21 protein-coding genes are annotated in these 20,841 nt (G+C 65.9%); 11 read left to right on the forward strand and 10 right to left on the reverse strand.

Going from position 1 to position 20,841, the window contains the following annotated elements:
- Positions 1–2: 2 nt before the first annotated feature.
- Both ACPRTJ_RS13715 and ACPRTJ_RS13720 read right to left on the reverse strand, forming a co-directional pair.
- Positions 3–1,082 (reverse strand): endonuclease/exonuclease/phosphatase family protein, encoded by a 1,080-nt coding sequence (locus tag ACPRTJ_RS13715; RefSeq protein ID WP_426427010.1) that lies wholly within the window; start codon positions 1,080–1,082, stop codon positions 3–5.
- A gap of 63 nt (positions 1,083–1,145) precedes the next feature.
- Positions 1,146–1,820, reverse strand: coding sequence for a hypothetical protein (locus ACPRTJ_RS13720; protein WP_043863873.1), 675 nt, complete (start codon positions 1,818–1,820; stop codon positions 1,146–1,148).
- 152 nt (positions 1,821–1,972) lie between these two features.
- Between ACPRTJ_RS13720 and ACPRTJ_RS13725 the strand changes: the two genes are divergently transcribed.
- From ACPRTJ_RS13725 to ACPRTJ_RS13735, 3 genes are all read left to right on the forward strand, one after another.
- Positions 1,973–2,728: a DUF2076 domain-containing protein gene (locus tag ACPRTJ_RS13725; protein ID WP_123753486.1), complete on the forward strand. Its 756-nt coding sequence runs from the start codon at positions 1,973–1,975 to the stop codon at positions 2,726–2,728.
- A 96-nt stretch (positions 2,729–2,824) separates the two neighbouring features.
- Positions 2,825–3,304, forward strand: a complete 480-nt coding sequence (locus tag ACPRTJ_RS13730) for an NYN domain-containing protein (protein ID WP_043863871.1) — start codon at positions 2,825–2,827, stop codon at positions 3,302–3,304.
- A gap of 18 nt (positions 3,305–3,322) precedes the next feature.
- Complete coding sequence (locus tag ACPRTJ_RS13735) at positions 3,323–3,928, forward strand: 3'-5' exonuclease (RefSeq protein WP_043863870.1); 606 nt, start codon at positions 3,323–3,325, stop codon at positions 3,926–3,928.
- Here the strand turns inward: ACPRTJ_RS13735 and ACPRTJ_RS13740 are convergent.
- Entirely contained in the window at positions 3,925–4,383 is a 459-nt protein-coding gene (locus ACPRTJ_RS13740; protein WP_043863869.1) for an Lrp/AsnC family transcriptional regulator, read from the reverse strand. The two genes, ACPRTJ_RS13735 and ACPRTJ_RS13740, sit on opposite strands and share 4 nt — an antisense overlap.
- A 152-nt stretch (positions 4,384–4,535) precedes the next feature.
- On the opposite strand from ACPRTJ_RS13740, the gene yedA reads away from it, so the two are divergent.
- The 3 genes from yedA (at position 4,536) to ACPRTJ_RS13755 (ending at position 7,717) form a co-directional block, all read left to right on the forward strand.
- Complete coding sequence (gene yedA, locus ACPRTJ_RS13745; protein ID WP_058540581.1) at positions 4,536–5,468, forward strand: drug/metabolite exporter YedA; 933 nt, start codon at positions 4,536–4,538, stop codon at positions 5,466–5,468.
- Positions 5,465–6,319, forward strand: a complete 855-nt coding sequence (locus ACPRTJ_RS13750; protein ID WP_146094979.1) for a hypothetical protein — start codon at positions 5,465–5,467, stop codon at positions 6,317–6,319. The genes yedA and ACPRTJ_RS13750 overlap by 4 nt, the downstream gene beginning before the upstream one ends.
- A 66-nt stretch (positions 6,320–6,385) precedes the next feature.
- Positions 6,386–7,717, forward strand: coding sequence for a DEAD/DEAH box helicase (locus tag ACPRTJ_RS13755; protein WP_054916356.1), 1,332 nt, complete (start codon positions 6,386–6,388; stop codon positions 7,715–7,717).
- Positions 7,718–7,798: 81 nt separating this feature from the next.
- On the opposite strand, the gene ACPRTJ_RS13760 is transcribed toward ACPRTJ_RS13755, so the two are convergent.
- Both ACPRTJ_RS13760 and ACPRTJ_RS13765 read right to left on the reverse strand, forming a co-directional pair.
- A complete protein-coding gene (locus ACPRTJ_RS13760; RefSeq protein WP_426427011.1) occupies positions 7,799–9,034 on the reverse strand; it encodes a TIGR03862 family flavoprotein in 1,236 nt (411 codons plus the stop codon).
- 151 nt (positions 9,035–9,185) lie between these two features.
- On the reverse strand, positions 9,186–10,100 hold the full coding sequence (locus tag ACPRTJ_RS13765) for a histone deacetylase family protein (protein ID WP_054916358.1): 915 nt from the start codon (positions 10,098–10,100) through the stop codon (positions 9,186–9,188).
- 98 nt (positions 10,101–10,198) lie between these two features.
- Here ACPRTJ_RS13765 and ACPRTJ_RS13770 point away from each other — a divergent pair, with 98 nt between their 5' ends.
- The gene (locus ACPRTJ_RS13770) at positions 10,199–10,624 is read left to right on the forward strand and encodes an EamA family transporter (protein WP_350488824.1); all 426 of its coding nucleotides are present in this window, start codon (positions 10,199–10,201) and stop codon (positions 10,622–10,624) included.
- Here ACPRTJ_RS13770 and ACPRTJ_RS13775 read toward each other — a convergent pair.
- A complete protein-coding gene (locus ACPRTJ_RS13775) occupies positions 10,590–11,435 on the reverse strand; it encodes a phosphatase PAP2 family protein (RefSeq protein ID WP_426427012.1) in 846 nt (281 codons plus the stop codon). The two genes, ACPRTJ_RS13770 and ACPRTJ_RS13775, sit on opposite strands and share 35 nt — an antisense overlap.
- A gap of 2 nt (positions 11,436–11,437) precedes the next feature.
- A complete protein-coding gene (locus tag ACPRTJ_RS13780) occupies positions 11,438–12,130 on the reverse strand; it encodes a histidine phosphatase family protein (RefSeq protein ID WP_080922928.1) in 693 nt (230 codons plus the stop codon).
- 246 nt (positions 12,131–12,376) lie between these two features.
- Between ACPRTJ_RS13780 and ACPRTJ_RS13785 the strand changes: the two genes are divergently transcribed.
- From ACPRTJ_RS13785 to ACPRTJ_RS13800, 4 genes are all read left to right on the forward strand, one after another.
- Positions 12,377–14,560 (forward strand): TonB-dependent receptor, encoded by a 2,184-nt coding sequence (locus tag ACPRTJ_RS13785; RefSeq protein ID WP_043863861.1) that lies wholly within the window; start codon positions 12,377–12,379, stop codon positions 14,558–14,560.
- 65 nt (positions 14,561–14,625) lie between these two features.
- Positions 14,626–15,195: a GNAT family N-acetyltransferase gene (locus ACPRTJ_RS13790; protein ID WP_426427013.1), complete on the forward strand. Its 570-nt coding sequence runs from the start codon at positions 14,626–14,628 to the stop codon at positions 15,193–15,195.
- Between the two features lie 75 nt (positions 15,196–15,270).
- On the forward strand, positions 15,271–16,140 hold the full coding sequence (gene tesB, locus ACPRTJ_RS13795; RefSeq protein WP_043863859.1) for an acyl-CoA thioesterase II: 870 nt from the start codon (positions 15,271–15,273) through the stop codon (positions 16,138–16,140).
- Positions 16,137–16,727, forward strand: a complete 591-nt coding sequence (locus ACPRTJ_RS13800; RefSeq protein ID WP_054916361.1) for an HAD family hydrolase — start codon at positions 16,137–16,139, stop codon at positions 16,725–16,727. The genes tesB and ACPRTJ_RS13800 overlap by 4 nt, the downstream gene beginning before the upstream one ends.
- Positions 16,728–16,793: 66 nt before the next feature.
- Here ACPRTJ_RS13800 and ACPRTJ_RS13805 read toward each other — a convergent pair whose 3' ends face one another.
- The 3 genes from ACPRTJ_RS13805 to ACPRTJ_RS13815 all read right to left on the reverse strand — a co-directional run bounded on the left by ACPRTJ_RS13805 (position 16,794) and on the right by ACPRTJ_RS13815 (position 20,819).
- The gene (locus ACPRTJ_RS13805) at positions 16,794–19,265 is read right to left on the reverse strand and encodes a TonB-dependent siderophore receptor (protein WP_426427014.1); all 2,472 of its coding nucleotides are present in this window, start codon (positions 19,263–19,265) and stop codon (positions 16,794–16,796) included.
- Between the two features lie 104 nt (positions 19,266–19,369).
- A complete protein-coding gene (locus ACPRTJ_RS13810) occupies positions 19,370–20,317 on the reverse strand; it encodes a FecR domain-containing protein (protein ID WP_426427015.1) in 948 nt (315 codons plus the stop codon).
- Between the two features lies 1 nt (position 20,318).
- The gene (locus ACPRTJ_RS13815; RefSeq protein ID WP_043863856.1) at positions 20,319–20,819 is read right to left on the reverse strand and encodes a sigma-70 family RNA polymerase sigma factor; all 501 of its coding nucleotides are present in this window, start codon (positions 20,817–20,819) and stop codon (positions 20,319–20,321) included.
- Positions 20,820–20,841: the final 22 nt, after the last annotated feature.

Raw genomic sequence — 20,841 nt, forward strand, 5'->3', positions numbered from 1 at the left:
CGCTAGGGCGGCGTCGGCAACAGCAGGCGCGCGCTCAGCGGCAGGTGATCGGAAATCTGCAGGGTGTCCTGCTGCAGCACCCGGGCGCTCAGGCGCTGCAGCTTGGGGCTGTGGAACAGGTAGTCCAGGGTGCGGTCCGGGCCGTTCAGGCGCGGGTCGTTGGGGTAGTGGGTCAGCCAGGCGCTGCGCTCGGCGCCACCGGCTTCGGCGTTGCTGGGGATCATCGGATACTTTTCCCACAGCAAGTGCAGGTCGCTGTCGGCGCCATAGTGCTGGCGCTGCTCGGGGGTGAGCCGGCGGTACTGGCCCAGCGGCAGCAGGTTGAAGTCGCCACCGATAAGCCACGGCGTGCCCTGGCTTTCCAGCTTGTCGAGCAGCGCGCCGAGCTGGCGCACCTGCTGGCGCTGGATATCGCTGCCGGGAACGAAGGGCGCCAGGTGGGTGTTGAGCACCGCCAGCGAGCCGCCATCACGCAGCGGCAGGTAGCTGGCCAGCACCGCCTGTTGCGGCTGCAGCAGGCGGCTCAGGGCGTTGTCGGGGGCCGAGGGCAGGGCCAGGCGTTCGGCCTGCTGGATGGGGTAGCGGCTCAGGGTCGCCAGGCCGCGGCCGACGCTGCCGAACACATGCCGGTCGGGCACGAAGTCCGCCTTCCAGTCGTAGGCCTGCACCGCACAGGGGTAGAGGTCGGCCAGGCGCTCGCGCAGCAGGGCCAGCTGGTCCTGGTAGGCGCTGGCCTTGGCGTTGGTGTCCAGTTCCTGCAACAGCACGATGTCGGGGTTGTCGGCGCGGATCACCCGCGCCACCTCGTCGAGGTTGAACGCCAGGTCCTGTTCGGTAGGGCGGGTGTCACTGCCCCGGCCTTCGTCATACCAGAACACGTAGCCCTTGCCGGCCAGGTACTGGATGTTCCAGCTCATGACCTTGAGCATCTGGCCCGGCACCAGCGGCGTGGCCGTGCCACGGCAGGCCACCGGCAGGGCCTCGCGCGGCTCGGGTTGCCAGCTCAGGTGACTGGCCAGCAGCCACAGCAGGGCAAGTATCAGCAGCAGGGTCAGCAGGGCATTGCGCAGTAGTCGGATCATCGGCTCGGCTTGGCGTCGCAGGTGAACCCGCAGCATACCCGAGCCGTTCGTCGCCTGCTTGGTTCAGCTCGGGTCGCGGGCCAGCGGCGGCTCGGTGACCAGCATGAACATGCGAAAGCTCACCAGGGTGCTGAACAGGGTGAGGAAGCCGTTGAAGCTGCCCACCAGCAGTTCCAGCCACAGCTCGGGCTCTTCTCCGATCAGGCTGCGGGTCAGCGCATCGATCAGCCACAACGGGATCATGGCCACGATCATGCACACCAGGATCTGCCAGAAGTGGCCCTTGCACAGCTCGAAGCTCTGACGCATGGCCGGCAGCGGTTGCAGGCCGCGCAGCACAAGCAGGTACTCGGCGAACACCAGGTTGACCATCACCCAGATGCCCGGAAGGATGAACAGCGCGCAGCCGGCCACGATCAGCAGCAGGCAGACGATCATCAGCAGCGCGAACGAGGGCCACAGGCGCAGCGACATGGCCAGCAGGTCGCGCTTGCGCGGCTCTTCACCCTGGCTGCGGGCGTCCAGGTAGAGGATCAGTGCGCCGCTGTAGAGCGGGTAGAACACCAGGCCCAGCAGCATGCCGTAGGCCAGGGTACGGGTCTGGCTGCCGAACTGTGCATAGATCGCCTGGGCCAGCAGCGTTTCGATGACGATCAGCGGCAGGCACAGCTTGGCGATGCTCAGCAGGTGGCGGCGGAAGAAATACAAGGAGTCTTGCAGAACGCTAAGCGGATTCATCAGTCGATATCGCAGTGACAGAGCAGGCCGCTACTTTAGCCCAGCGGTCGAACCTGAACAAAGTTTCATGCCGCGGGCCGATTGAATCGCCCATGCTGGAACCCCATCTAGTGCTCACCTGTAATCCCCCGGCTATCCAGTGAGGTCGCCCCATGAACCACGAAGAACAAACCTTGATCGACGGCCTGTTCGGCCGCCTCAAGCAAGCCGAGAGCGAAGGCGCACCGCGTGATGCCCAGGCCCAGGCGCGCATTGCCGAGCACCTGCAGCAACAGCCGTCGGCCCCTTACTACATGGCCCAGGCGATTCTGGTGCAGGAGGCCGCGCTCAAGCGCCTCGATGAACAGAACAGGCAATTGCAGGCCGATCTGAACCAGGCCCGCGCACAGGTGGCGGCCACTGCGCCGAGCAGCGGCGGCTTCCTGTCGAGCATCTTCGGCGGGGGGGCACGGCAACCCGAGCCGCAGCCGCAGCGCGCGGCCCAGCCGGCCCCGGCACCTGCCACCAGTGGTGGTGGCTGGCGTGAACCGGCCAGCGGCTTTGGCGGGCCCGGCGTGGCCCCTCAGCAGCAGGGTTTCAACGCCGCGCCCCAGGCCGCACCGGCCCGCGGCGGCGCCAGCAGCTTTCTGGGCGGTGCACTGCAGACCGCCGCCGGCGTGGCAGGCGGGGTGATGCTGGCGCAGGGTATCAGCAGCCTGTTCGGGCACCACGGGTCGCAGCCCCAGGAAGTCACCGAGATCATCAACGAAGCGCCGGCACCGGCCAGCGACAGCGGCTGGGGCGGTAACGACGAGCAGCGCCTGACCGCCGACAACGGTGGCTACGGCAATGATCAGGGCGGCTTCATGGACACCGACTACGGTGACGATGGCGGCGGCTTCTTTTCGGACGACGATTCCTTCGTCTGAGCCGCGCACATACCCGTACTGCCGTCAGGCTGGCATACTGGGCGCCGAAACGGCCCCGGTATGCGGGGCCGGCCCCTGGCGTGACGAGGAAGTGCGGTGAAGAAGATTGCGGTGTTCGCCGATGTCCAGAACCTCTACTACACCGTGCGCCAGGCCTATGGTTGTCATTTCAACTACGCCGCCTTCTGGGCGCACGTCAGCCAGGACGGCGAGATCGTCGAGGCGGTGGCCTATGCCATCGACCGCGGCGACAGCAAGCAGCAGCAGTTTCAGCAGATCCTGCGCAACCTCGGTTTCACGGTCAAACTCAAACCCTATATCCAGCGCAGCGACGGCTCGGCCAAGGGCGACTGGGACGTGGGCATCACCCTGGACGTGATCGACGCCGCCTCGCGGGTCGACGAAGTGGTGCTGGCCTCCGGCGATGGCGATTTCGACCTGCTGCTGGAACGGGTGATCAACCGTCATGGCGCCGAAGCGGTGGCCTATGGCGTACCGGGGCTCACCGCCAACTCTCTGATTCGCGCCGCCACCCGCTATGTGCCCATCGAAGGCGCACTCCTGCTCAAGCACTGAGAGCTACCCGAGGTTTTTGTGGAACGTATTGCGGTCATCGACTTTGAAACCACCGGCATCTCGCCGGGTGCCTACTGCCGCGCTACCGAAGTGGCGGTGGTGATGCTCGAACGCGGGCGCATCGTCGATCGCTACCAGAGCCTGATGAATGCCGGCGTGCCGGTACCGGCCTTTGTCGCCGGGCTGACCGGCATCACTACCGCCATGCTGCGCAGTGCGCCGGCCAATGCGCAGGTGATGAACGAGGTGGCCGAGTTCGTCGGCAGCACGCCCTTGCTGGCGCACAACGCCTCGTTCGACCAGAAGTTCTGGGACTACGAACTGAGCCTGATCGGACGCTCGCGGGTGCAGTCGTTCGCCTGTTCGATGCTGCTCTCGCGGCGCCTGCTGCCGGCTGCGCCGAACCACAAGCTCGGCACCCTGACGCGCTGGGCCGGGCTGCCCGACACCGGCACCGCTCACCGGGCCATGGCCGATGCCGAGATGGCCGCCAACCTGGCCCAGCACCTGGCCGGCGAACTGCGCCAGCGCCACGGTATCAGCGAGGTGTCGCACCCGCTGTTCTGCAGCCTGCAGAAGGTCCCGGCAGCCAAGGTTGCCGAAACCCTCAAGCGCTACCGCTAGGCTTTCTTGCCGTTGCTGTCGAGCTGGCCGAGCGGCACCCGTCGCTCTACCGCGCTGGACAGGATGATCGAGGTCTTGCTGAACCCGAACTGCGCCACGTGGTTGATCAGCTCTTCGAGTTCCGGCATCGAGCCGACCGCCGCCTGCATGATCACGCACGGATCGCCGGTGACCCGGTGGCACTCGGTGATCTGCGGGATACGCGCCAGGTCCTCATAGGTCTGCTGGTTGCCGTGGCTGGCCAGGCGCAGCTCGATCACGCACTGGATCGGCAAGCCGATCCGGCTCATGTCGACCTTGGCCTGGTAGCCGGTGATGACCCCGCTGGCCTCGAGCTTGGCCACCCGCTCGGCCACCGCCGGGGCCGACAGGTTGACCTTGCGCGCCAGTTCGGCGAAGGAGGCGCGGCCGTTGTCGAGCAAGGCGGCGAGGAGCATGCGATCGTACTTGTCCATGGGGCGTGGGTACCAGGTGTTGAAACGATGGCGAATCGGGCAAACATCCGTTTTTTCGAAAGTATGGTGGCCGTATAAACAGGGTTTGTAACTTAAAATTACCCGTTTGGCTTTCTAAACTACAGCTCCAAAACCCTGATTTCGAGCCTCCCATGCCTGCCTCCCGTCGCTTTCCGCTGGTGCTGATCGGTGCCTTCCTGGCCTTGTACCTGGTGTGGGGGTCGACTTATCTGGTGATCCGCATCGGTATCGAGTCGTGGCCACCGCTGCTGATGGCCGGGGTGCGCTTTCTGATTGCCGGCAGCCTGCTGTATGGCTTTCTGCGCTGGCGCGGGGTGCCGGCGCCCAGCTGGGCGCAATGGAAGGCCGCCGGGGCCATCGGCATATTGCTGCTCAGCTGCGGCAACGGCGGCGTGACCCTGGCCGAACATGCGGGCGTGGCGTCCGGGGTCGCAGCTCTGGCGGTGGCGACCGTGCCGCTGTTCACCCTGGTGTTCGGGCGATTTTTCGGGCACCGCAACACGCGTCTGGAATGGGCCGGTATCGGCCTTGGCCTGGCCGGCATCGGCCTGCTCAACCTGGGCTCCAACCTGCAGGCCAGCCCGCTGGGCGCGGCGCTGATCCTGTTTGCTGCAGCGTCCTGGGCCTTCGGTTCAGTGTGGAGCAAGAGCCTGCCGCTGCCGGCCGGGCCGATGGCCAGTGCCGCCGAAATGCTGGTGGGCGGCGCGGCGCTGCTGCTGGGCAGCGCGCTCAGCGGTGAACGCATGACCCAGATGCCGACCGCTGCCGGCTGGGGGGCGTTGCTCTACCTGGTGTTCTTCGGTTCGATCCTGGCCTTCAGTGCCTACATGTACCTGCTCAAGCATGTGCGCCCGGCGGCGGCCACCAGCTATGCCTACGTCAACCCGGCGGTGGCGGTGCTGCTAGGCATCCTGTTCGCTGGCGAGCAGATCGGCGTGGAGGAGTGCGTGGCGATGGCGGTGATCATCGGCGCGGTGGTGTTGATCGGCGTTCCGCAATGGCGCAAGGTGCCGGCCAGCGTGGCCACCCCGGCTGACGCCTTGAGGGGTGAGTTGTCCAAGTGAAGCGTCGTATTGCCATGGCAGGCTTGTTGGTTGGGATGCTGTCCGGTTGTGATGAACAGGAAGTTGGCCTGGAGTTTCAGGTATCGGTTATCGACAATTACGCCCACGGCCATGCAGACCGGTATTACGCCGAAGCGGTCCGTAACCTGCTGGCCGAACAGCAGATCGACCTGGCCCGAGTGGAAATGTGGGCCGATGACGAGACCCCTTGGGTGGTGAACCTGCGCATGCCAGGCGACGTATTGACCCCGGCGCGGCGTGAGGCTCTGCAGGCAACGGTCGACGCCGTGCTGGCTGCGCGCCAGGCAGTCACCGGCAACGTCACCCTGACCCTCGCGGATCAACCTGACCAGCCGATCGCGTTGCGGTTGGCCTTCCCCAACGATGTCGCGATCAAGAGCCATCCTACGCTCAGCGAAGCGATGCGCTCGCTGATCGAGAACACGGCGCGCGGCGAGGTCGATTGCCGGGTCCCGGTGAGGCTCAGGGCCAACCTGCCCTTCGAGGTGCTCGACTACAGTCAGGGCGTGATGACGCTGCGCACCCCGGACCAGAAGCTCAGGCGCACGCCGGTTCGCCTGGAGTTCGCTGATGGCGGGTTGCGTAGTCAGGTAGCGCGCGGCCAGGTAGCCGTCAGCTTCAGCCGCGAGAAGGACCGCGACCACATGATCTTCGAACTGGGGTCGCTGGGCATGCACAGCTGGACGCCGATGTCGGCGCGCGATTCGAGTCTGAACGAGATCTACGGCCTGTGCCGTTCGCGCGCCAGCCAGCTGGGCAGGCCGCTGTCGCTGTTTGTCGGCAATGGCCTGGATCGCCTGACGTACGTGTACCTGCCGCCTGTGGATTGAAGCTCGGTGAACCCGCGCGAACAGGGTAAACTTGCGCCATTGCTGAATTCCCCAGACGGTATTGCCATGACATTCGCCAAACTTGGCCTGATTGAACCCTTGCTGCGCGCGCTCGAGCACCTCAAGTACACCACCCCGACACCGGTGCAGGCGGCGGCCATCCCGGCCGTGCTGGCCGGCCGCGACCTGATGGCGGCGGCGCAGACCGGCACCGGCAAGACTGCCGGCTTCGCCCTGCCACTGCTGCAGCGCCTGGTGATGGAAGGCGAGAAGGTCGCCAGCAACTCGGTACGTGCGCTGGTGCTGGTGCCGACCCGCGAGCTGGCCGAACAGGTGCACGCCAATATCGTCGAGTACGCCGAACACCTGCCGCTGCGCACCTACGCGGTGTACGGCGGGGTGAGCATCAACCCGCAGATGATGAAACTGCGCAAGGGCATCGACCTGCTGGTGGCCACGCCCGGGCGCCTGCTCGACCTGTTCCGCCAGAACGCGGTCAAGTTCAACCAGTTGCAGGCGCTGGTGCTCGATGAAGCCGACCGCATGCTCGACCTGGGCTTTGCCGAAGAGCTGCGCTCGATCTACGCGGCGTTGCCGGTCAAGCGCCAGACGCTGCTGTTTTCCGCAACCTTCTCCGACGAGATCCGCCTGATGGCCGGGCAGATGCTCGACGACCCGCTCAGCGTCGAGGTCAGCCCGCGCAACGTGGCGGCCAGCAGCGTCAAGCAGTGGGTCGTGCCTGTGGACAAGAAGCGCAAGCCCGAGCTGTTCATGCACCTGCTGCGCAAGCAGCGCTGGAAGCAGGTGCTGGTGTTCGCCAAGACCCGCAACGGTGTGGATGCGCTGGTGGAGCGCCTGCAGGCGCAGGGCGTGAACGCCGACGGCATCCATGGCGATCGCCCCCAGGCCACGCGCCAGCGTGCGCTGGACAGCTTCAAGGCGCGCGAGATCCAGATCCTGGTGGCCACCGATGTGGCGGCGCGCGGGCTGGATATCGACGACTTGCCGCTGGTGGTCAACTTCGATTTGCCGATCGTGGCCGAGGACTACATTCACCGTATCGGGCGTACCGGGCGTGCGGGCAATACCGGCGAAGCCATTTCGCTGGTGTGTGCCGACGAGGTGAACATGCTGTCGGCCATCGAGATGCTCACGCGCAAGACCTTGCCGCGCCATGAAGAGCCGGATTTCGTGCCGGAGCACCGGGTGCCGGAAACCGACGCCAGCGGGCAGGTGGTGAAGAAGCCGAAGAAACCGAAGAAGCCCAAGCAGGGCAGCGGCAAGGGCAGCCTGGGGCGCTGGACCGACAGCGGGGATACCCCCGCAGCCGCGCCGCAGGTCAAGCCGGTGCGCAAGGTGCCGACGTTCAATACCGGGCCGCGCAAGCGCAAGCCTTGATTGGGCACGGGCTGCGCTGCAGCCCTTTCGCCGGCAAGGCCGGCTCCTACAAGGGCTGTGCGTACCCTATAGGCGCCGGCCTCACCGGCGCAGCCACTCCAGCACCCCCAACCCCGCCCTTCGCCCACTGGCAAAGCACGCCGTCAGCAGGTAGCCGCCGGTCGGTGCCTCCCAGTCGAGCATCTCGCCCGCACAGAACACCCCCGGCAACCGGGTCAGCATCAGGTGCCGATCCATCGCCTCGAACTTCACGCCGCCGGCGCTGCTGATCGCCTCGTCCAGCGGGCGCGGTCGTACCAGCGTGATCGGCAACGCCTTGAGCGCTGCCGCCAGGCGCGCCGGGTCGGCAAACACCTCGGGCCCGGTCAGCTCGCGCAGCAGCGCCGCCTTCACCCCGTCCAGGCCCAGCTGACCGTGCAGGTGCCTGGCCATCGAGCGCGAACCACGGGGTTTGCGCAGCGCCGCCTCGATCTTGTCCACAGGCCGGTTCGGCAGCAGGTCGAGCAGCACCGTCGCGCTACCTTCGCGGTTGATCGCTTCACGAATCTGCGCCGACCAGGCATACACCAGGCTGCCCTCGACGCCGCCCTGGGTCAGCACGAACTCGCCCAGGCGCGGCGCCTGGCCGGCCAGGCTCAGGGCGATGTTCTTCAGCGGTGCACCGGCGAACCTGCCCTTGAGCACGTCGCTCCAACCCGTTACCTCGAAGCCGCTGTTGGTTGCCTGCAGCGGCGAGATATCCACACCCCGCGCCTGCAGCCAGGGCAGCCAGGCAGCGTCCGAGCCCAGCCGCGCCCAGCTGCCGCCGCCCAGCGCCAGCACCACGGCATCGGCCTGCACGCTCACCTCGCCCTGTGGACAAGTGATCCGCAGGGCGCCGTCGGCATCCCAGCCGTGCCAGCGATGCCGGGTGTGGATAACTACCCCGGCATCGCGCAGGCGCTTGAGCCAGGCGCGCAGCAGCGGGGCGGCCTTCATGTCGCGCGGAAACACCCGGCCGGATGTCCCCACGAAGGTGTCGATGCCCAGGCCGTGGATCCATGCGCGCAGCGCGTCTGCATCGAAGCCGTCGAGCAGGCGCGCGATGTCGTGTTCGCGTTCTGCATAGCGCGAGATGAACGCGGGGTAGGCTTCGGAATGGGTGATGTTCATGCCGCCCACGCCCGCCAGCAGGAACTTGCGCCCCACCGAGGGCATGGCGTCGTACAGGTCTACCCGCACACCAGCCTGGCTGAGGACCTCGGCGGCCATCAGCCCGGCCGGCCCGCCTCCGATAATGGCAACGTGGGGGGCGGCGGTTGGGGGAGTATCGGTCATGGGCGGCTGCAGGCTGGGGATAAAAGAGCGGGCATTCTACCCGACACGGCCCCGCCCAGGCACTGTACAAAAAACGATCAGTACGGTGCAGGCCCCGTGCCACAAGGGCCGGATGGGCTTGCGCTCAGGTTATCCACAGGCAGCTCCACAGTCATTGTGGGTAATCGAGTACCCGTTGTGCGCTGTGGTGCAGTATGCCGTGGCGTCGGGCCAGGGCGTGGCGGTCCTTGCTGTAGCCGCCGCCGATCAGGCCGACCACCGGGATATCGCGCCCCAGGCAGTGGCGCAGCACGGCTTCGTCGCGGGCAGCGACGCCTGCGTCGGTCAGTTGCAGGTACCCCAGCGCATCGTCCTTGTGCACGTCCACGCCGGCGTCGTACAGCACCAGGTCGGGCTGGTACAGCGGCAACAGGTAGTTCAGCGCGTCGTGCACCACCTTCAGGTAGTCGGCGTCGCCCATGCCGCGCGGCAACGGGATGTCCCAGTCGCTCTGGGCCTTGCGTGCCGGAAAGTTCTGTTCGCAGTGCAGCGACACGGTGATCGCGTCCGGGGTGTCGTGCAGGATGCGCGCGGTGCCATCGCCCTGGTGCACGTCGCAGTCGAAGATCAGCACCCGGTGCACGCGCCCGGCTTCGAGCAGGTAGCGGCTGATCACCGCCAGGTCGTTGAAGATGCAGAAGCCGGCCGGGTGATCGTAGTGGGCGTGGTGCGTGCCGCCGGCCAGGTGGCAGGCGATGCCATGCTGCAGGGCCTGTTCGGCGGCCAGCAGCGAGCCGCCGACCGCGCGCACGGTGCGCCGTGCCAGCGCTTCGCTCCAGGGCAGGCCCAGGCGACGCTGGTCTTCGCGGCTCAGGTCGCCATTCATGTAGCGCTCGATGTAGCCCCGCTCGTGGGCCAGGGCGAGGATGTCGCTGGGGCAGAGCTCGGGGCGCAGCAAGGCCGCATCGGTGGTCAGGCCGCTGTCGACCAGGTGGTCGCGCAACAGGCGGAACTTGTCCATCGGGAAGCGGTGCCCGGCAGGAAACTCCGGGCTGTAGTCGTCGTGGTAGATCAGGGGCAGGGGCATGGCAGCTTCTAACCGGGGCAGGCCTCGATCTTGCCAGTTGCTGTACAGCCAGCGCCAGCGATCTACACTGCGCGCAGGTTCTCGACAGGGGTGCACCCATGCTGGCTTCCTGGACGTTCTGGGCGATTCTGTCGGCGATGTTCGCCGCCTTGACCGCCATATTTGCCAAGGTTGGCGTGACCGGCATCAATTCGGACTTCGCCACCCTGCTGCGCACGGTGGTGGTGCTGGTGAGCCTGGCGCTGATTCTGTTCGCCACCGGCCAGTACCAGTCACTGGGGTCGATCTCGCCGCGCAGCTACCTGTTCCTGCTGCTGTCGGGGCTGGCCACAGGCGCCTCGTGGATCTGCTACTTCCGCGCCCTGCAGCTGGGGCAAGCCTCGCAGGTAGCGCCTGTGGACAAACTCAGCGTGGTGCTGGTGGCGGTGCTCGGCGTTACCCTGCTGGGCGAGCGGCTCGACCTGCGCCAGTGGGGCGGCATCAGCCTGATCACTCTGGGCGTAGTGATGCTGGCATGGCGTTAGCGTGCAGAGGTATTGCCGGTAACTCCAGCGGTGCCTTCAGCGGTGCCTGCAGCGCGGTGCGGCCATAGAAGCACAGCGCGGTCGGCAGGCAGGTCAGCCAGACGAAGATCCCCGCCCAGAAGGTGTGCGACATGTAGTGCCAGCCCTGCATCACGCGGGTGGTGCCGTACACCATGCCCAGCAGCACGATGAACCCCAGCAGCTTGCGTGCGTGCGCCCAGCGCCAGCGGCGGGCCACGAAGTACAGCGCCATCAGGGTGAAGCCGCTGGAGGCATGCCCGCCGGGCCAGCAGCGCCCGTCACCGGCCTTGCGCAGCAGGTCGAACTGTTGGTACCACTCCAGGCGCGGATGGGTACCGCCGTAGAATGTGGTCTCTACCGGGCAGTACACCCCGGTGTGACTCTTGAGGTAGTGAATGATGGCAGTGCACAGTGCGAATGCCACCACCACGAACAGCAGGTCGCGCCGGTGCCGGGTGGTGAAGCGCAGCACGCCGGCAATGCGGCTGCGTTGCAGCAGCCGGGTGGCGGCGGCCTGCGGATGGCGGGCGAAAAGCGGCCACACGAAGGACAGCAGGGCGCCGATCAGTGCGGCTTCGCCTGTCCAGTTGGGCAGGATGCGGGGCCACTTGTGGGTCACTTTCTCGAACCAGGCGTCGTGCAGCAGGGTGAACTGGCCGCTGGCCGGGTCGATGAACAACTGGCTGAACCAGCGGTCGAGGCCGGTGAGGTCGAAGGCCACGAACACGACCAGTGCCAGCAGCAGGGGCAGGCCCAGGTGGGTGAGGTAGAACGACTGGCGTGGCGACATGCTCATTGCTCCGCCCTGGCCAGCAGCTTGCGCCATTCGGGGGCGTTCATGCGGCCGAGGATTCTCGGTTTGCCGCTGGCGCCCACCGAGACGAATACGGCTTCGGCGTAGGCGCTGGAGCGTTCGCCACCGGGCACGTTCAACTGGCGTTCGAGCTGGTCGATGCAGCCGCTGTGGGTCACCAGCACCAGGTTGCGCTCGGCGGCCTTGCGCGCCAGGGCGTTGTCGGCGAAGCCCTTGTTGCATTGCTGCAGCCAGTCCTCACTGGCTGCCAGCTTGCCGAACATGAAGTGCGCGGTTTGCTGGGTGCGGGTCAGGGGGCTGGCCAGTATGTCGGCATGCTCCAGGCCCAGGCGCTGCAGCCCTTCGCCCACCTGCGCCGCAGCCTGGCTACCCGCCTGGGTGATGCCTTGCGGATCATCCAGGCACGGGTTGCGCGAGCGGTCGCAACGCTCGGCATGCCGCACCAGCACGATGACTTCACCTTTGGCCCAGTCGGCATACACACCGCTGTTGCGCATCTGTCTTTCGCTACCCAGGTCCACGATCGCCAACCCTCTGAACAGCCACAGGCTTGAAACGGCCAGTGCAAGCAAGGTGCACAGGCCCAGCAGGAACGTCGCCGAAGGCAGGCGTCGTCGTCGCCCCGGACGGGCTGGGATCAAGGTCTGGTCGAGTACTGCATCGTGCAACATGGGGCCGCTCCGGCTACCGCGAGAATGTGTGCACGGTAAGCAACGGCCTGTGGTGAATCGGTGAAGGCGATGTGAAAGCCTTGTGGGGCAAGGGGCAACAGCACGTTGCAGTTTCAATTCAATGAAGTAATAAGTTGTTACTTTCGGACATAAACTGAAACGCGGCGTAAATAATGTAAATCGGCTTTGAGTGATAATTGCTCGTAAATAGTATTGCGCATCATTTTCTGATGGTGGGCATTACCAATGGCACAACTTTCAATAAAAAGCCGTCGTTCTGAATCCGGTCATCTGTGTACTGCACTGGGGTTGGCGGTAGCCTCCTGGTCGACAGCCAGTATTGCGCAAACTTCCACACCGGCTGCATCGTCCACCGCATCGTCGGTGGAACTCGATGCCACCGATGTGAAGGGCGTGCACCATGAAACGTTCAAGGTCGATAACGCCTCCTCGCCCAAGTTCACCGCCCCGCTGCGCGACACGCCAAAGTCCGTGACCATCATCAATGAAGCGCTGATCAAGGAGCGTGGCGCCACGTCCCTGACCGATGTACTGCGCACCACTCCCGGCATCACCCTGGGCGCGGGCGAGGGTGGCACGCCACTGGGCGACCGCCCGTTCATTCGCGGCTTCGAAGCCAGTACCGATATCCAGATCGACGGCCTGCGCGACCTGGGCCGCGCCTCCCACGAGGCGTTCAACATCGAGACCGTGGAAATCGTCAAGGGGCCGGGCTCGGCCTACAGCGGCCGGGGTTCCACCGGCGGCTCGATCAACCTGGTGAGCAAGGCGGCCAAGGCCGAGGACTTCATTGGCGGCAGCTTTACCCTGGGCACCGACCAGCTGCGTCGCACCACCCTCGATGTCAACCAGTACCTGGGCGAGCAGGACCTGGCGTTTCGTCTCAACGCGATGAAGCACGAGGCCGACACCCCCGGGCGCGACCATGTCGAGGTCAGCCGCTGGGGCATTGCGCCGACGATCACCTGGGGCCTGCAGGGCCCGACCCGGGTCACCGCCAGTTACTACCACCTGCAAACCGACGACATTCCCGATCAGGGCCACCCGGTTTCGTTGATTACCAACAAGCCGGTGAAGGTCGACCGCGACAACTTCTACGGGCTTGTGGATCGAGACTTCCGGAAAACTTCCGCCGACCTTGCCACCTTCAGCATTGAACATGACTTCAATGAACACCTGAGCCTGCGCAATACCCTGCGCGGTGGCCGCACCATGCAGAACTATGTCATGAGCCGTCCGGTGTTCGCCAATGTGGGCCAGGAAGAGAGCGGGCTGGTGTCCCGGGGCTTTCGCCCGCGCAATGTGGTCAACACGTCGCTGATCAACCAGACCGACCTGTTCGGTACCTTCGACACCGGCACCATCAAGCACACTTACGCAGCCGGTATCGAAGTCAGCCGCGAAACCATCACCGACAAGGACAAGTACCAGGGCAACAACGGACGCCCGGGCGACCTTTACGACCCCAACCCGCACGACGGGGGCTGGACCCTGCTGCCGGGCACCGGCCAGGTCACCAGCAAGTACCAGACCGACACCCGCTCGCTGTATGTGTTCGACACGCTCGGCCTGCATGAGCAGTGGGACCTGAACCTGGGCCTGCGCTACGACGACTACGACGTGAAGAACCGCGTCGCCGGTGGCGCCGAGTCGTCCAGCGAGCTGTGGAACTACCAGGTGGGTATCGTCTTCAAGCCATTGCCCAACGGCAGCATCTACCTGTCCTACGGCACCTCGTCCAACCCGTCGGGCGAAAACACCCAGTCCGGTGGTGCCGATGGTGCCGGTGCCGGCAACCTCAACGGCAACAAGGCCAACCTCGACCCCGAACGCTCGCGCAGCCTGGAGCTGGGCACCAAGTGGGACGTGTTCAACGAGCAGCTGTCGCTGACCGCAGCGGTGTTCCGTACCGAGAAGACCAATGCACGCGTGACCGATCCAGTCTCGGGCCTGGTGGCACTGGATGGCGACCAGCGTGTCACCGGCCTGGAGCTGGGCGCCACCGGACGCATCACCGATGCCTGGGCGGTGTGGGCCGGCTATACCTACCTGGATGCCGAAGTGGTGAAGGCCGGTGGCAACGGCGCCAACGACGGCAACCAGTCCAAGTTCATCGCGCCCAACAGCTTCAGCCTGTGGACCTCGTACGACATCGATGCACGCTGGACAGTCGGCGCTGGCGCCAACTACATGGACGAGCGCTACATGAACGACGCCAATACCATCACCGTCGACGACTACTGGCGCTACGACGCGATGGTCGGCTACAAGGTCAACAAGAACCTCGACCTGCAGCTCAACCTGCTCAACCTGACCGACGAAACCATCTACGACGCCTCGCACGTGGGCCTGTTTGCCACGGTGGCCCCGGGGCGTTCAGCCGAGTTGACTGCCAACTTCCGTTTCTGAGGCTGGGCGCTCGGGCATTGCCTGCCTACGCTGTACACTGCAAGGCAGTGATCACGGAGCAGGCAATGACCCCGATACTTGAACTGGAGAGCGCGCGGCTGCGGCTGCGCCAGTGGCAGGACGACGACCTCGCCGAGTTCGCCGCCCTGTGTGCCGACCCACTGGTGATGCAGTACTTCCCGGCGCCGCTGAACCGGGTCGAAAGCGCCGCACTGATTGGCCGCATCCGCGGCCATTTTGCCGAGTACGGGTTCGGCCTGTGGGCCCTGGAGCGCCAGGACAGCGGGGCGTTCATCGGCATGACCGGCTTGCTCAATGTGAGCTTCGATGCGCCGTTCACCCCGGCGGTGGAGATCGGCTGGCGCCTGGCGCGGCGCCACTGGGGCCAGGGCTTCGCCAGCGAGGCGGCCTGGACCTGCCTGCGTTGTGCGTTCGCCCAGCTGGGCCTGGACGAAGTGGTGTCGTTCACTACCCAGGGCAATCTGCCGTCGCAGAAGGTGATGCAGGCCATCGGCATGCAGCCCGATCCGCTGGGCGACTTCGAGCACCCGCGCCTCGAGCCCGGCCACCCCTTGCGCCCCCACGTGCTGTACCGGATCAACCGCGCCCAGTGGCAGGCCACCTTGCATGGCTGAATCGCAGAACATACAGGCCGCCAATGACAAACCCTGTATTATTTGCGCCCTGGGCCTTGCTTTGGAGAATCTCGAATGAGCCACGTGTTGGACGATCTGGTCGACCTGTTGAGTCTGGAGGCGATCGAGGAAAACCTTTTCCGCGGACGCAGCCAGGACCTGGGCTTTCGTCAGCTGTACGGGGGCCAGGTACTGGGCCAGTCGCTGTCGGCGGCCAGTCAGACGGTCGAAGAGGCGCGCCACGTGCATTCGTTGCACGGCTATTTTCTGCGTCCGGGCGATGCGTCGATGCCGGTGGTGTATTCGGTGGACCGCGTGCGTGACGGCGGCAGCTTCAGCACCCGCCGGGTGACGGCGATCCAGAAGGGCCAGCCGATCTTCACCTGCAGCGCCTCGTTCCAGTACGACGAGGAAGGCTTCGAGCACCAGGGCCAGATGCCCCAGGTGGTCGGCCCCGAGAACCTGCCGTCGGAAGTGGAACTGGCCGAGCGCATGGCCGATCAGTTGCCCGAGCATATTCGCGACAAGCTGCTGTGCGCCAAGCCCATCGAAGTGCGCCCGGTGACCGAGAAGGACCCCTTCAACCCCAAGCCCGGCGACCCGGTGAAGTACGCGTGGTTTCGTGCCGACGGCAACCTGCCCGACTCCCAGGCGCTGCACAAGTACATGCTGGCATACGCCTCGGACTTCGGCCTGCTGACCACTTCGCTGATGCCCCATGGCAAGTCGGTTTGGCACCGCGACATGCAGCTGGCCAGCCTCGACCATGCGCTGTGGTTTCACGGCAACCTGCGCGCCGATGACTGGCTGCTGTACGCCATGGACAGCCCGTGGGCGGGCAATGCGCGCGGCTTTGCCCGTGGCAGCATCTTCAATCGCGCCGGGCAGCTGGTGGCCTCGTCGTGCCAGGAAGGCCTGATTCGCCATCGCAAGGACTGGGCATGAGCCTGCGCTCGATTCGTCACTGGGTGTTCGACATGGACGGCACCCTGACCGTTGCCGTACATGACTTTGCGGCCATTCGCGTGGCGCTGGACATCCCGGCGCAGGACGACATTCTTACCCATCTGGCGGCCCTGCCTGCGGCAGAGGCGGCGGCCAAGCATGCCTGGCTGCTGGAGCACGAGCGCGAACTGGCAGTGGCCTCGCAGGCGGCGCCGGGGGCGGTGGCGCTGGTGCGCGAGCTGGCGGCGCGGGGCTGCCGGCTGGGGATCCTGACGCGTAATGCGCGCGAGCTGGCGCATGTGACGCTGGAGGCGATCGGCCTGGCCGACTGCTTCCCGGTGCAGGACATCATCGGCCGCGACGAGGCTCCGCCCAAGCCGCACCCGGGCGGGCTGCTGCAACTGGCCCAGGCGTGGGACGTGGCACCGGCGCAGATGGTGATGGTCGGTGACTATCGCTTCGATCTGGACTGCGGGCGTGCGGCGGGTGCGCGCACGGTGCTGGTGAATGTGCCGCAGAACCCGTGGCCGCAGCTGGTGGATTGGCATGCGGCTGATTGTGGGGTGTTGCACGGGATGCTGGAGTAGGTCCGTGCTGGCCTCTTCGCCGGCCTTGCCGGCGAAGAAGCCCGGATCATCAACCCAGGCCTTCGATCAGAACGCCCAGCGCGTAGTCAGCATCAGGTTGCGCGCTTCGCCATAGTAGGTGGTGTCGAAGTTGCCCAGCCCGGCCAGGTAGCGCTTGTCGAACACGTTGTTGGCGTTGAGCGTGAAGCTCAGGTGGTCGTTGTACTGGTAGCGGCCCATCAGGTCGACCAGGGTGTAGCCACCCTGCTTGATGAAGGTGTAATCCTTCACCGTAGGGCTGTAGATCTGGCCGTAGAACGCGCTCTGCCAGTTCACCCCGCCACCCACCGTGACCTTGTCCAGCGCCCCCGGCAGGCGGTAGGTGGTGAACAGCCGCAGCAGTTGCTCAGGCTTGGTGGTGCTCATCGGCGAGCCGAAGATGCGCTGGTGGTCCTTGTCGCGAGAGCGCGCATAGGTATAGCCGGCCGACAGGTTCCAGCCCTCCTGCAGTTCGCCGGCAATCTCCAGCTCCACGCCCTCGGTGGTTGCGCCGCGGGTGGCCTTGTAGATCCCCTCGTTGGTGTTGGTGGTGCCGGTCTGCACCGCCACGTTGTCCTGCTCGATACGGAACAAGGCCAGGCTGGCATTGAGCCGCCCCTCGAAGTAGGCCGCCTTCAGCCCTGTCTCGTAGCTGTCGCCCTCCACCGGATCCAGCGGGGTGCGGTTTGCGTCCTTGTAGGTCTGTGGCTGGTAGATCGAGGTGTAGCTGGCATACACCGAGTAGGTGTCGTTGAGGTCATACACCACGCCGGCATACGGGGTCACCACGCCATGCTGCTTGTAGCCGGCCTGGTTGTCGCTGAAGTACACCGGGTTGAGGCCGTCGTAATCGTAGTTGTCGTTGTACTTGAAGGTGCTGACGCGGGTGCCGAGGATCAGCGACAGGTCGTCGGTGGGGCGCAGGCGGGTGGCGATGTACGCGCCGTTCTGGCGCTTGGTCTGCTCGTACTTGCCGTTTTTCGGGAAGTCCGGCACGCCGATCTTGCCGTTCCATTCGTAGATGTTGCCCGGTGTGCCGCCCAGGCTGGTGTCCCAGGTGGCGCCGGTCTGGCGCGAGTTGGCCGCGTTGAAACCCATCACCAGGTCGTGCTGGCGGCCCAGCAGGGTGAAGGGGCCGGACAGGTTGATGTCGGCGGTGTTCTGCACCCGGTGACCTTCCCAGCGGCCCCAGAACATGAACATGCCTTCGCCCGTGGCACGGTCGGGATTGCCGCCGCTGGCGGAGGCAAGGCGCGTGTCGTGGTCGCTCTGCAGCTGGTTGACGCTGAGCTTCAGGCTCCAGTCGTTGGCCAGCGCCTGCTCCAGCGAGGCGAAGTAGGTGCGGTTCTGGAAGTCGCGACGGCTCCAGTCGGCCCCCGGGTTGAACCGGCGCGAAAAGTCGGTGCGTCCGCCATCGGCGAAGTACACCGGGTTGCCGGTCCAGGAGGTGCCGCGCGGAGTGGTGGTCTGCTGGTCGATACCCACAGTCAGCAGGGTGTCGGGGGTGACGTCGACTTCGAGGATGCCGTAGTACACCTCTTTCTTCTGCTGGTAGTGGTCCTGGTAGCCCTTCCTGTCCTGCTGCGCGCCGACGAAGCGCCCGCGCACGCTGCCGCTGTCGTTCAACGGGCCGGAAACATCGCCTTCGCCACGGTAGTCGTCCCAGCTACCGGCGCTGCCCGACAGCGAGGCCTGGAACTGCGCGGTGGGTTTCTTGCGGATCAGGTTGACGGTGGCCGAAGGGTCGCCGGAGCCGGTCATCAGGCCGGTGGCCCCCTTGAGCACTTCGACGTGGTCGTAGATCGCCATGTCGACATGCGCGGTGCCTTCATCGTACACGCCGTCGTAGATGGTGTTGACGCCGTCGTACTGGAAGTTGGTGATGGCCAGGCCACGGCTGGAGAATTCGGTACGGTCGCTGTCGTAGGCCTGGGCGGAGACGCCGGGGGTGTTGCGCAGCACGTCGGTGATGCTCTGCGCGCCCTGGTCATCCATCTGCTGGCGGGTGACCACGGTGACCGATTGCGGGGTTTCGCGGATCGACAGCGTCAGCTTGGTGGCGGTGCGGGTGGCGGCGGTGGTGTAGGCGCCGGTGTTTTCGGTGGTCTCGCCAAGGGTATTGCTTTCGATGCTGGTGGCCCCCAGCTCGACGGCGCCGCCGTTGCCGGCTGGCACCAGCACGTAGCCGCCATTGGACTGGCGCTGGGCCTGCAGGCCGCTGCCCGCCAGCAGTCGCGCCAGGCCTTCATCGATGCTGTAGCTGCCCTGCAGGCCCGCCGATTGCAGGCCCTGGGTTTGCCGCGCATCGAACGACAGGGTGATGCTGGCGCGGGTGGCGAACAGGCTCAGCGCGGTGCCCAGCGGGCCTGCGGCGATCTGGAAGTGGGTGCTTGCGCTTTGTGCCAGGGCGTTTGACGGCAGCACCGCCAGCAACGGCAACGGTGCCAGCGGCAGGCTGAACAGGGCCAGGTGGACGGCGCGTAGCAGAGGGCGAGGCGCTCGCGGGCAAGGGGCGGACATGCAGGTTTTCCTTCGATTGGCTGGGCAGGGGCGCGGCTTTTTTTCCGCTTTAACTGCGTAGCCGAATGAGAATGAAAATCGGCAACCCGGTTTTCGATGTTTTTTCAGACCGGCTCGACGCTCACCCAGTACCGGGTGAGGTAGCGCACCTTGACCGGCAGCGAGGTGCCCAGGTTCTGCAGGACGGTGTCGGTATCGTCAATGCGAAAGGCGCCGGACAGGCGCAGGTCGGCAATACGCTCATCGCAGCGCAGCAGGCCGGGACGGTAGCGGCGCAGCTCGCTGATGAAGTCGGCCAGGCGCCACTCGATCACGGTCAGCATGCCGTCGGTCCAGGCACCGGTGCCGGGGGCAGCGCTACCGACCGCTCCGAGCTGATGCGCGTCGAAGCTCACGCTTTGCCCGCTGTCCAGGCGCAGCACTTGCCCGGGCTGATCGGCGGGGCGGACCTCCACGGCGTGCTCCAGTACGCTGACCCGGCTCAGGCCGCCCTCGCTGTGCACGCTGAAACGGGTGCCCAGGGCGCGGATGCGGCCTTCCGGGGTTTGCACCAGGAAGGGCCGGCCAGCGGCGTCGGCGGCGGTTTGCACCATGATTTCGCCGCTGTACAGGCGCAGCAGGCGCTGCTGACCGTCGAATTCGATATCCAGCGCGGTGTCGGTGTTGAGTTCCAGTTGACTACCATCGGCCAGTGTCACGTGGCGGCGCTGGCCCTTGCCGGTACGCAGCCCGGCCATCAGCTCGCGGCCCGTGTCGCTTTCGCGCACGGCCCAGCCGGTGATGCCCACGCCCATCAGCAGGGCCAGGGTCTTGAGCACGGCGCGGCGTTGTGCGCGTACGCCGGCCAGGGTCGGCAGGGCCACGTCGGCGGGCAGGCGGCCAAGCTGGCGCTGCAGTTTTTCCACCCGCGCCCAGGCCTGGGCATGGGCCTGGCTCTTGCCCAGCCAGTCCCGCCAGGCCTGCACCTGGGCCTCGCTGGGCTGCGCGGCATTGAGCTTGACGTACCAGCTGGCCGCCGCCTCCAGGGTTGAGTAGTCCAGGGGCTGGGCCATGTCAGTCGTCCGTCAGCAGCAGGCAGTGGGTCATGGCGCGAATCATGTGTTTTTTCACCGTGGTCACCGACACGCCCATGCGCTCGGCGGTGGCCACGTAGCTCAGGCCCTCGAGCTGCACCGCCAGGAAGATCTGCCGGGTGCGTTCGCCCATGCCGTCGAGCAGGGTATCGACGGCCACCAGGGTTTCGAGAATCAGCAGGCGCGTCTCTGGCGACTCGACGACGCGCTCCGGGCGGGTGGCCAGCTCGGCGAGGTAGGCCTGTTCCAGGGCCTTGCGGCGAAACTTGTCGACCATCAGCGCATGGGCGATGGCGCCCAGGTAGCTGCGCGGTTCACGAATGGTCTGGGCATTGCGTGCGGTCAGCACCCGGATGAAGGTGTCCTGGGCAAGGTCTGCGGCATCGCTGGCGTTGCCCAGTCGCGCGCGCAGCCAGCTTTTCAACCAACCGTTGTGTTCGCTGTAGAGCGCGTGCAGGGCAGCGTGATCGGGTGCGGGCATGGCGCGGAGGATACTGAGTAAT

The sequence above is a fragment of the Pseudomonas palmensis genome (assembly GCF_049942755.1).
Lineage (GTDB): Bacteria > Pseudomonadota > Gammaproteobacteria > Pseudomonadales > Pseudomonadaceae > Aquipseudomonas > Aquipseudomonas palmensis.

Bases quoted from the DNA above. Each gene is read 5' to 3' on its own strand.
- ACPRTJ_RS13715 (WP_426427010.1), bottom strand. From the start codon at position 1,082: ATGATCCGACTACTGCGCAATGCCCTGCTGACCCTGCTGCTGATACTT.
- ACPRTJ_RS13720 (WP_043863873.1), bottom strand. From the start codon at position 1,820: ATGAATCCGCTTAGCGTTCTGCAAGACTCCTTGTATTTCTTCCGCCGC.
- ACPRTJ_RS13725 (WP_123753486.1), top strand. From the start codon at position 1,973: ATGAACCACGAAGAACAAACCTTGATCGACGGCCTGTTCGGCCGCCTC.
- ACPRTJ_RS13740 (WP_043863869.1), bottom strand. From the start codon at position 4,383: ATGGACAAGTACGATCGCATGCTCCTCGCCGCCTTGCTCGACAACGGC.
- yedA (WP_058540581.1), top strand. From the start codon at position 4,536: ATGCCTGCCTCCCGTCGCTTTCCGCTGGTGCTGATCGGTGCCTTCCTG.
- ACPRTJ_RS13755 (WP_054916356.1), top strand. From the start codon at position 6,386: ATGACATTCGCCAAACTTGGCCTGATTGAACCCTTGCTGCGCGCGCTC.
- ACPRTJ_RS13760 (WP_426427011.1), bottom strand. From the start codon at position 9,034: ATGACCGATACTCCCCCAACCGCCGCCCCCCACGTTGCCATTATCGGA.
- ACPRTJ_RS13765 (WP_054916358.1), bottom strand. From the start codon at position 10,100: ATGCCCCTGCCCCTGATCTACCACGACGACTACAGCCCGGAGTTTCCT.
- ACPRTJ_RS13770 (WP_350488824.1), top strand. From the start codon at position 10,199: ATGCTGGCTTCCTGGACGTTCTGGGCGATTCTGTCGGCGATGTTCGCC.
- ACPRTJ_RS13775 (WP_426427012.1), bottom strand. From the start codon at position 11,435: ATGTCGCCACGCCAGTCGTTCTACCTCACCCACCTGGGCCTGCCCCTG.
- ACPRTJ_RS13780 (WP_080922928.1), bottom strand. From the start codon at position 12,130: ATGTTGCACGATGCAGTACTCGACCAGACCTTGATCCCAGCCCGTCCG.
- ACPRTJ_RS13785 (WP_043863861.1), top strand. From the start codon at position 12,377: ATGGCACAACTTTCAATAAAAAGCCGTCGTTCTGAATCCGGTCATCTG.
- ACPRTJ_RS13790 (WP_426427013.1), top strand. From the start codon at position 14,626: ATGACCCCGATACTTGAACTGGAGAGCGCGCGGCTGCGGCTGCGCCAG.
- tesB (WP_043863859.1), top strand. From the start codon at position 15,271: ATGAGCCACGTGTTGGACGATCTGGTCGACCTGTTGAGTCTGGAGGCG.
- ACPRTJ_RS13800 (WP_054916361.1), top strand. From the start codon at position 16,137: ATGAGCCTGCGCTCGATTCGTCACTGGGTGTTCGACATGGACGGCACC.
- ACPRTJ_RS13805 (WP_426427014.1), bottom strand. From the start codon at position 19,265: ATGTCCGCCCCTTGCCCGCGAGCGCCTCGCCCTCTGCTACGCGCCGTC.
- ACPRTJ_RS13810 (WP_426427015.1), bottom strand. From the start codon at position 20,317: ATGGCCCAGCCCCTGGACTACTCAACCCTGGAGGCGGCGGCCAGCTGG.
- ACPRTJ_RS13815 (WP_043863856.1), bottom strand. From the start codon at position 20,819: ATGCCCGCACCCGATCACGCTGCCCTGCACGCGCTCTACAGCGAACAC.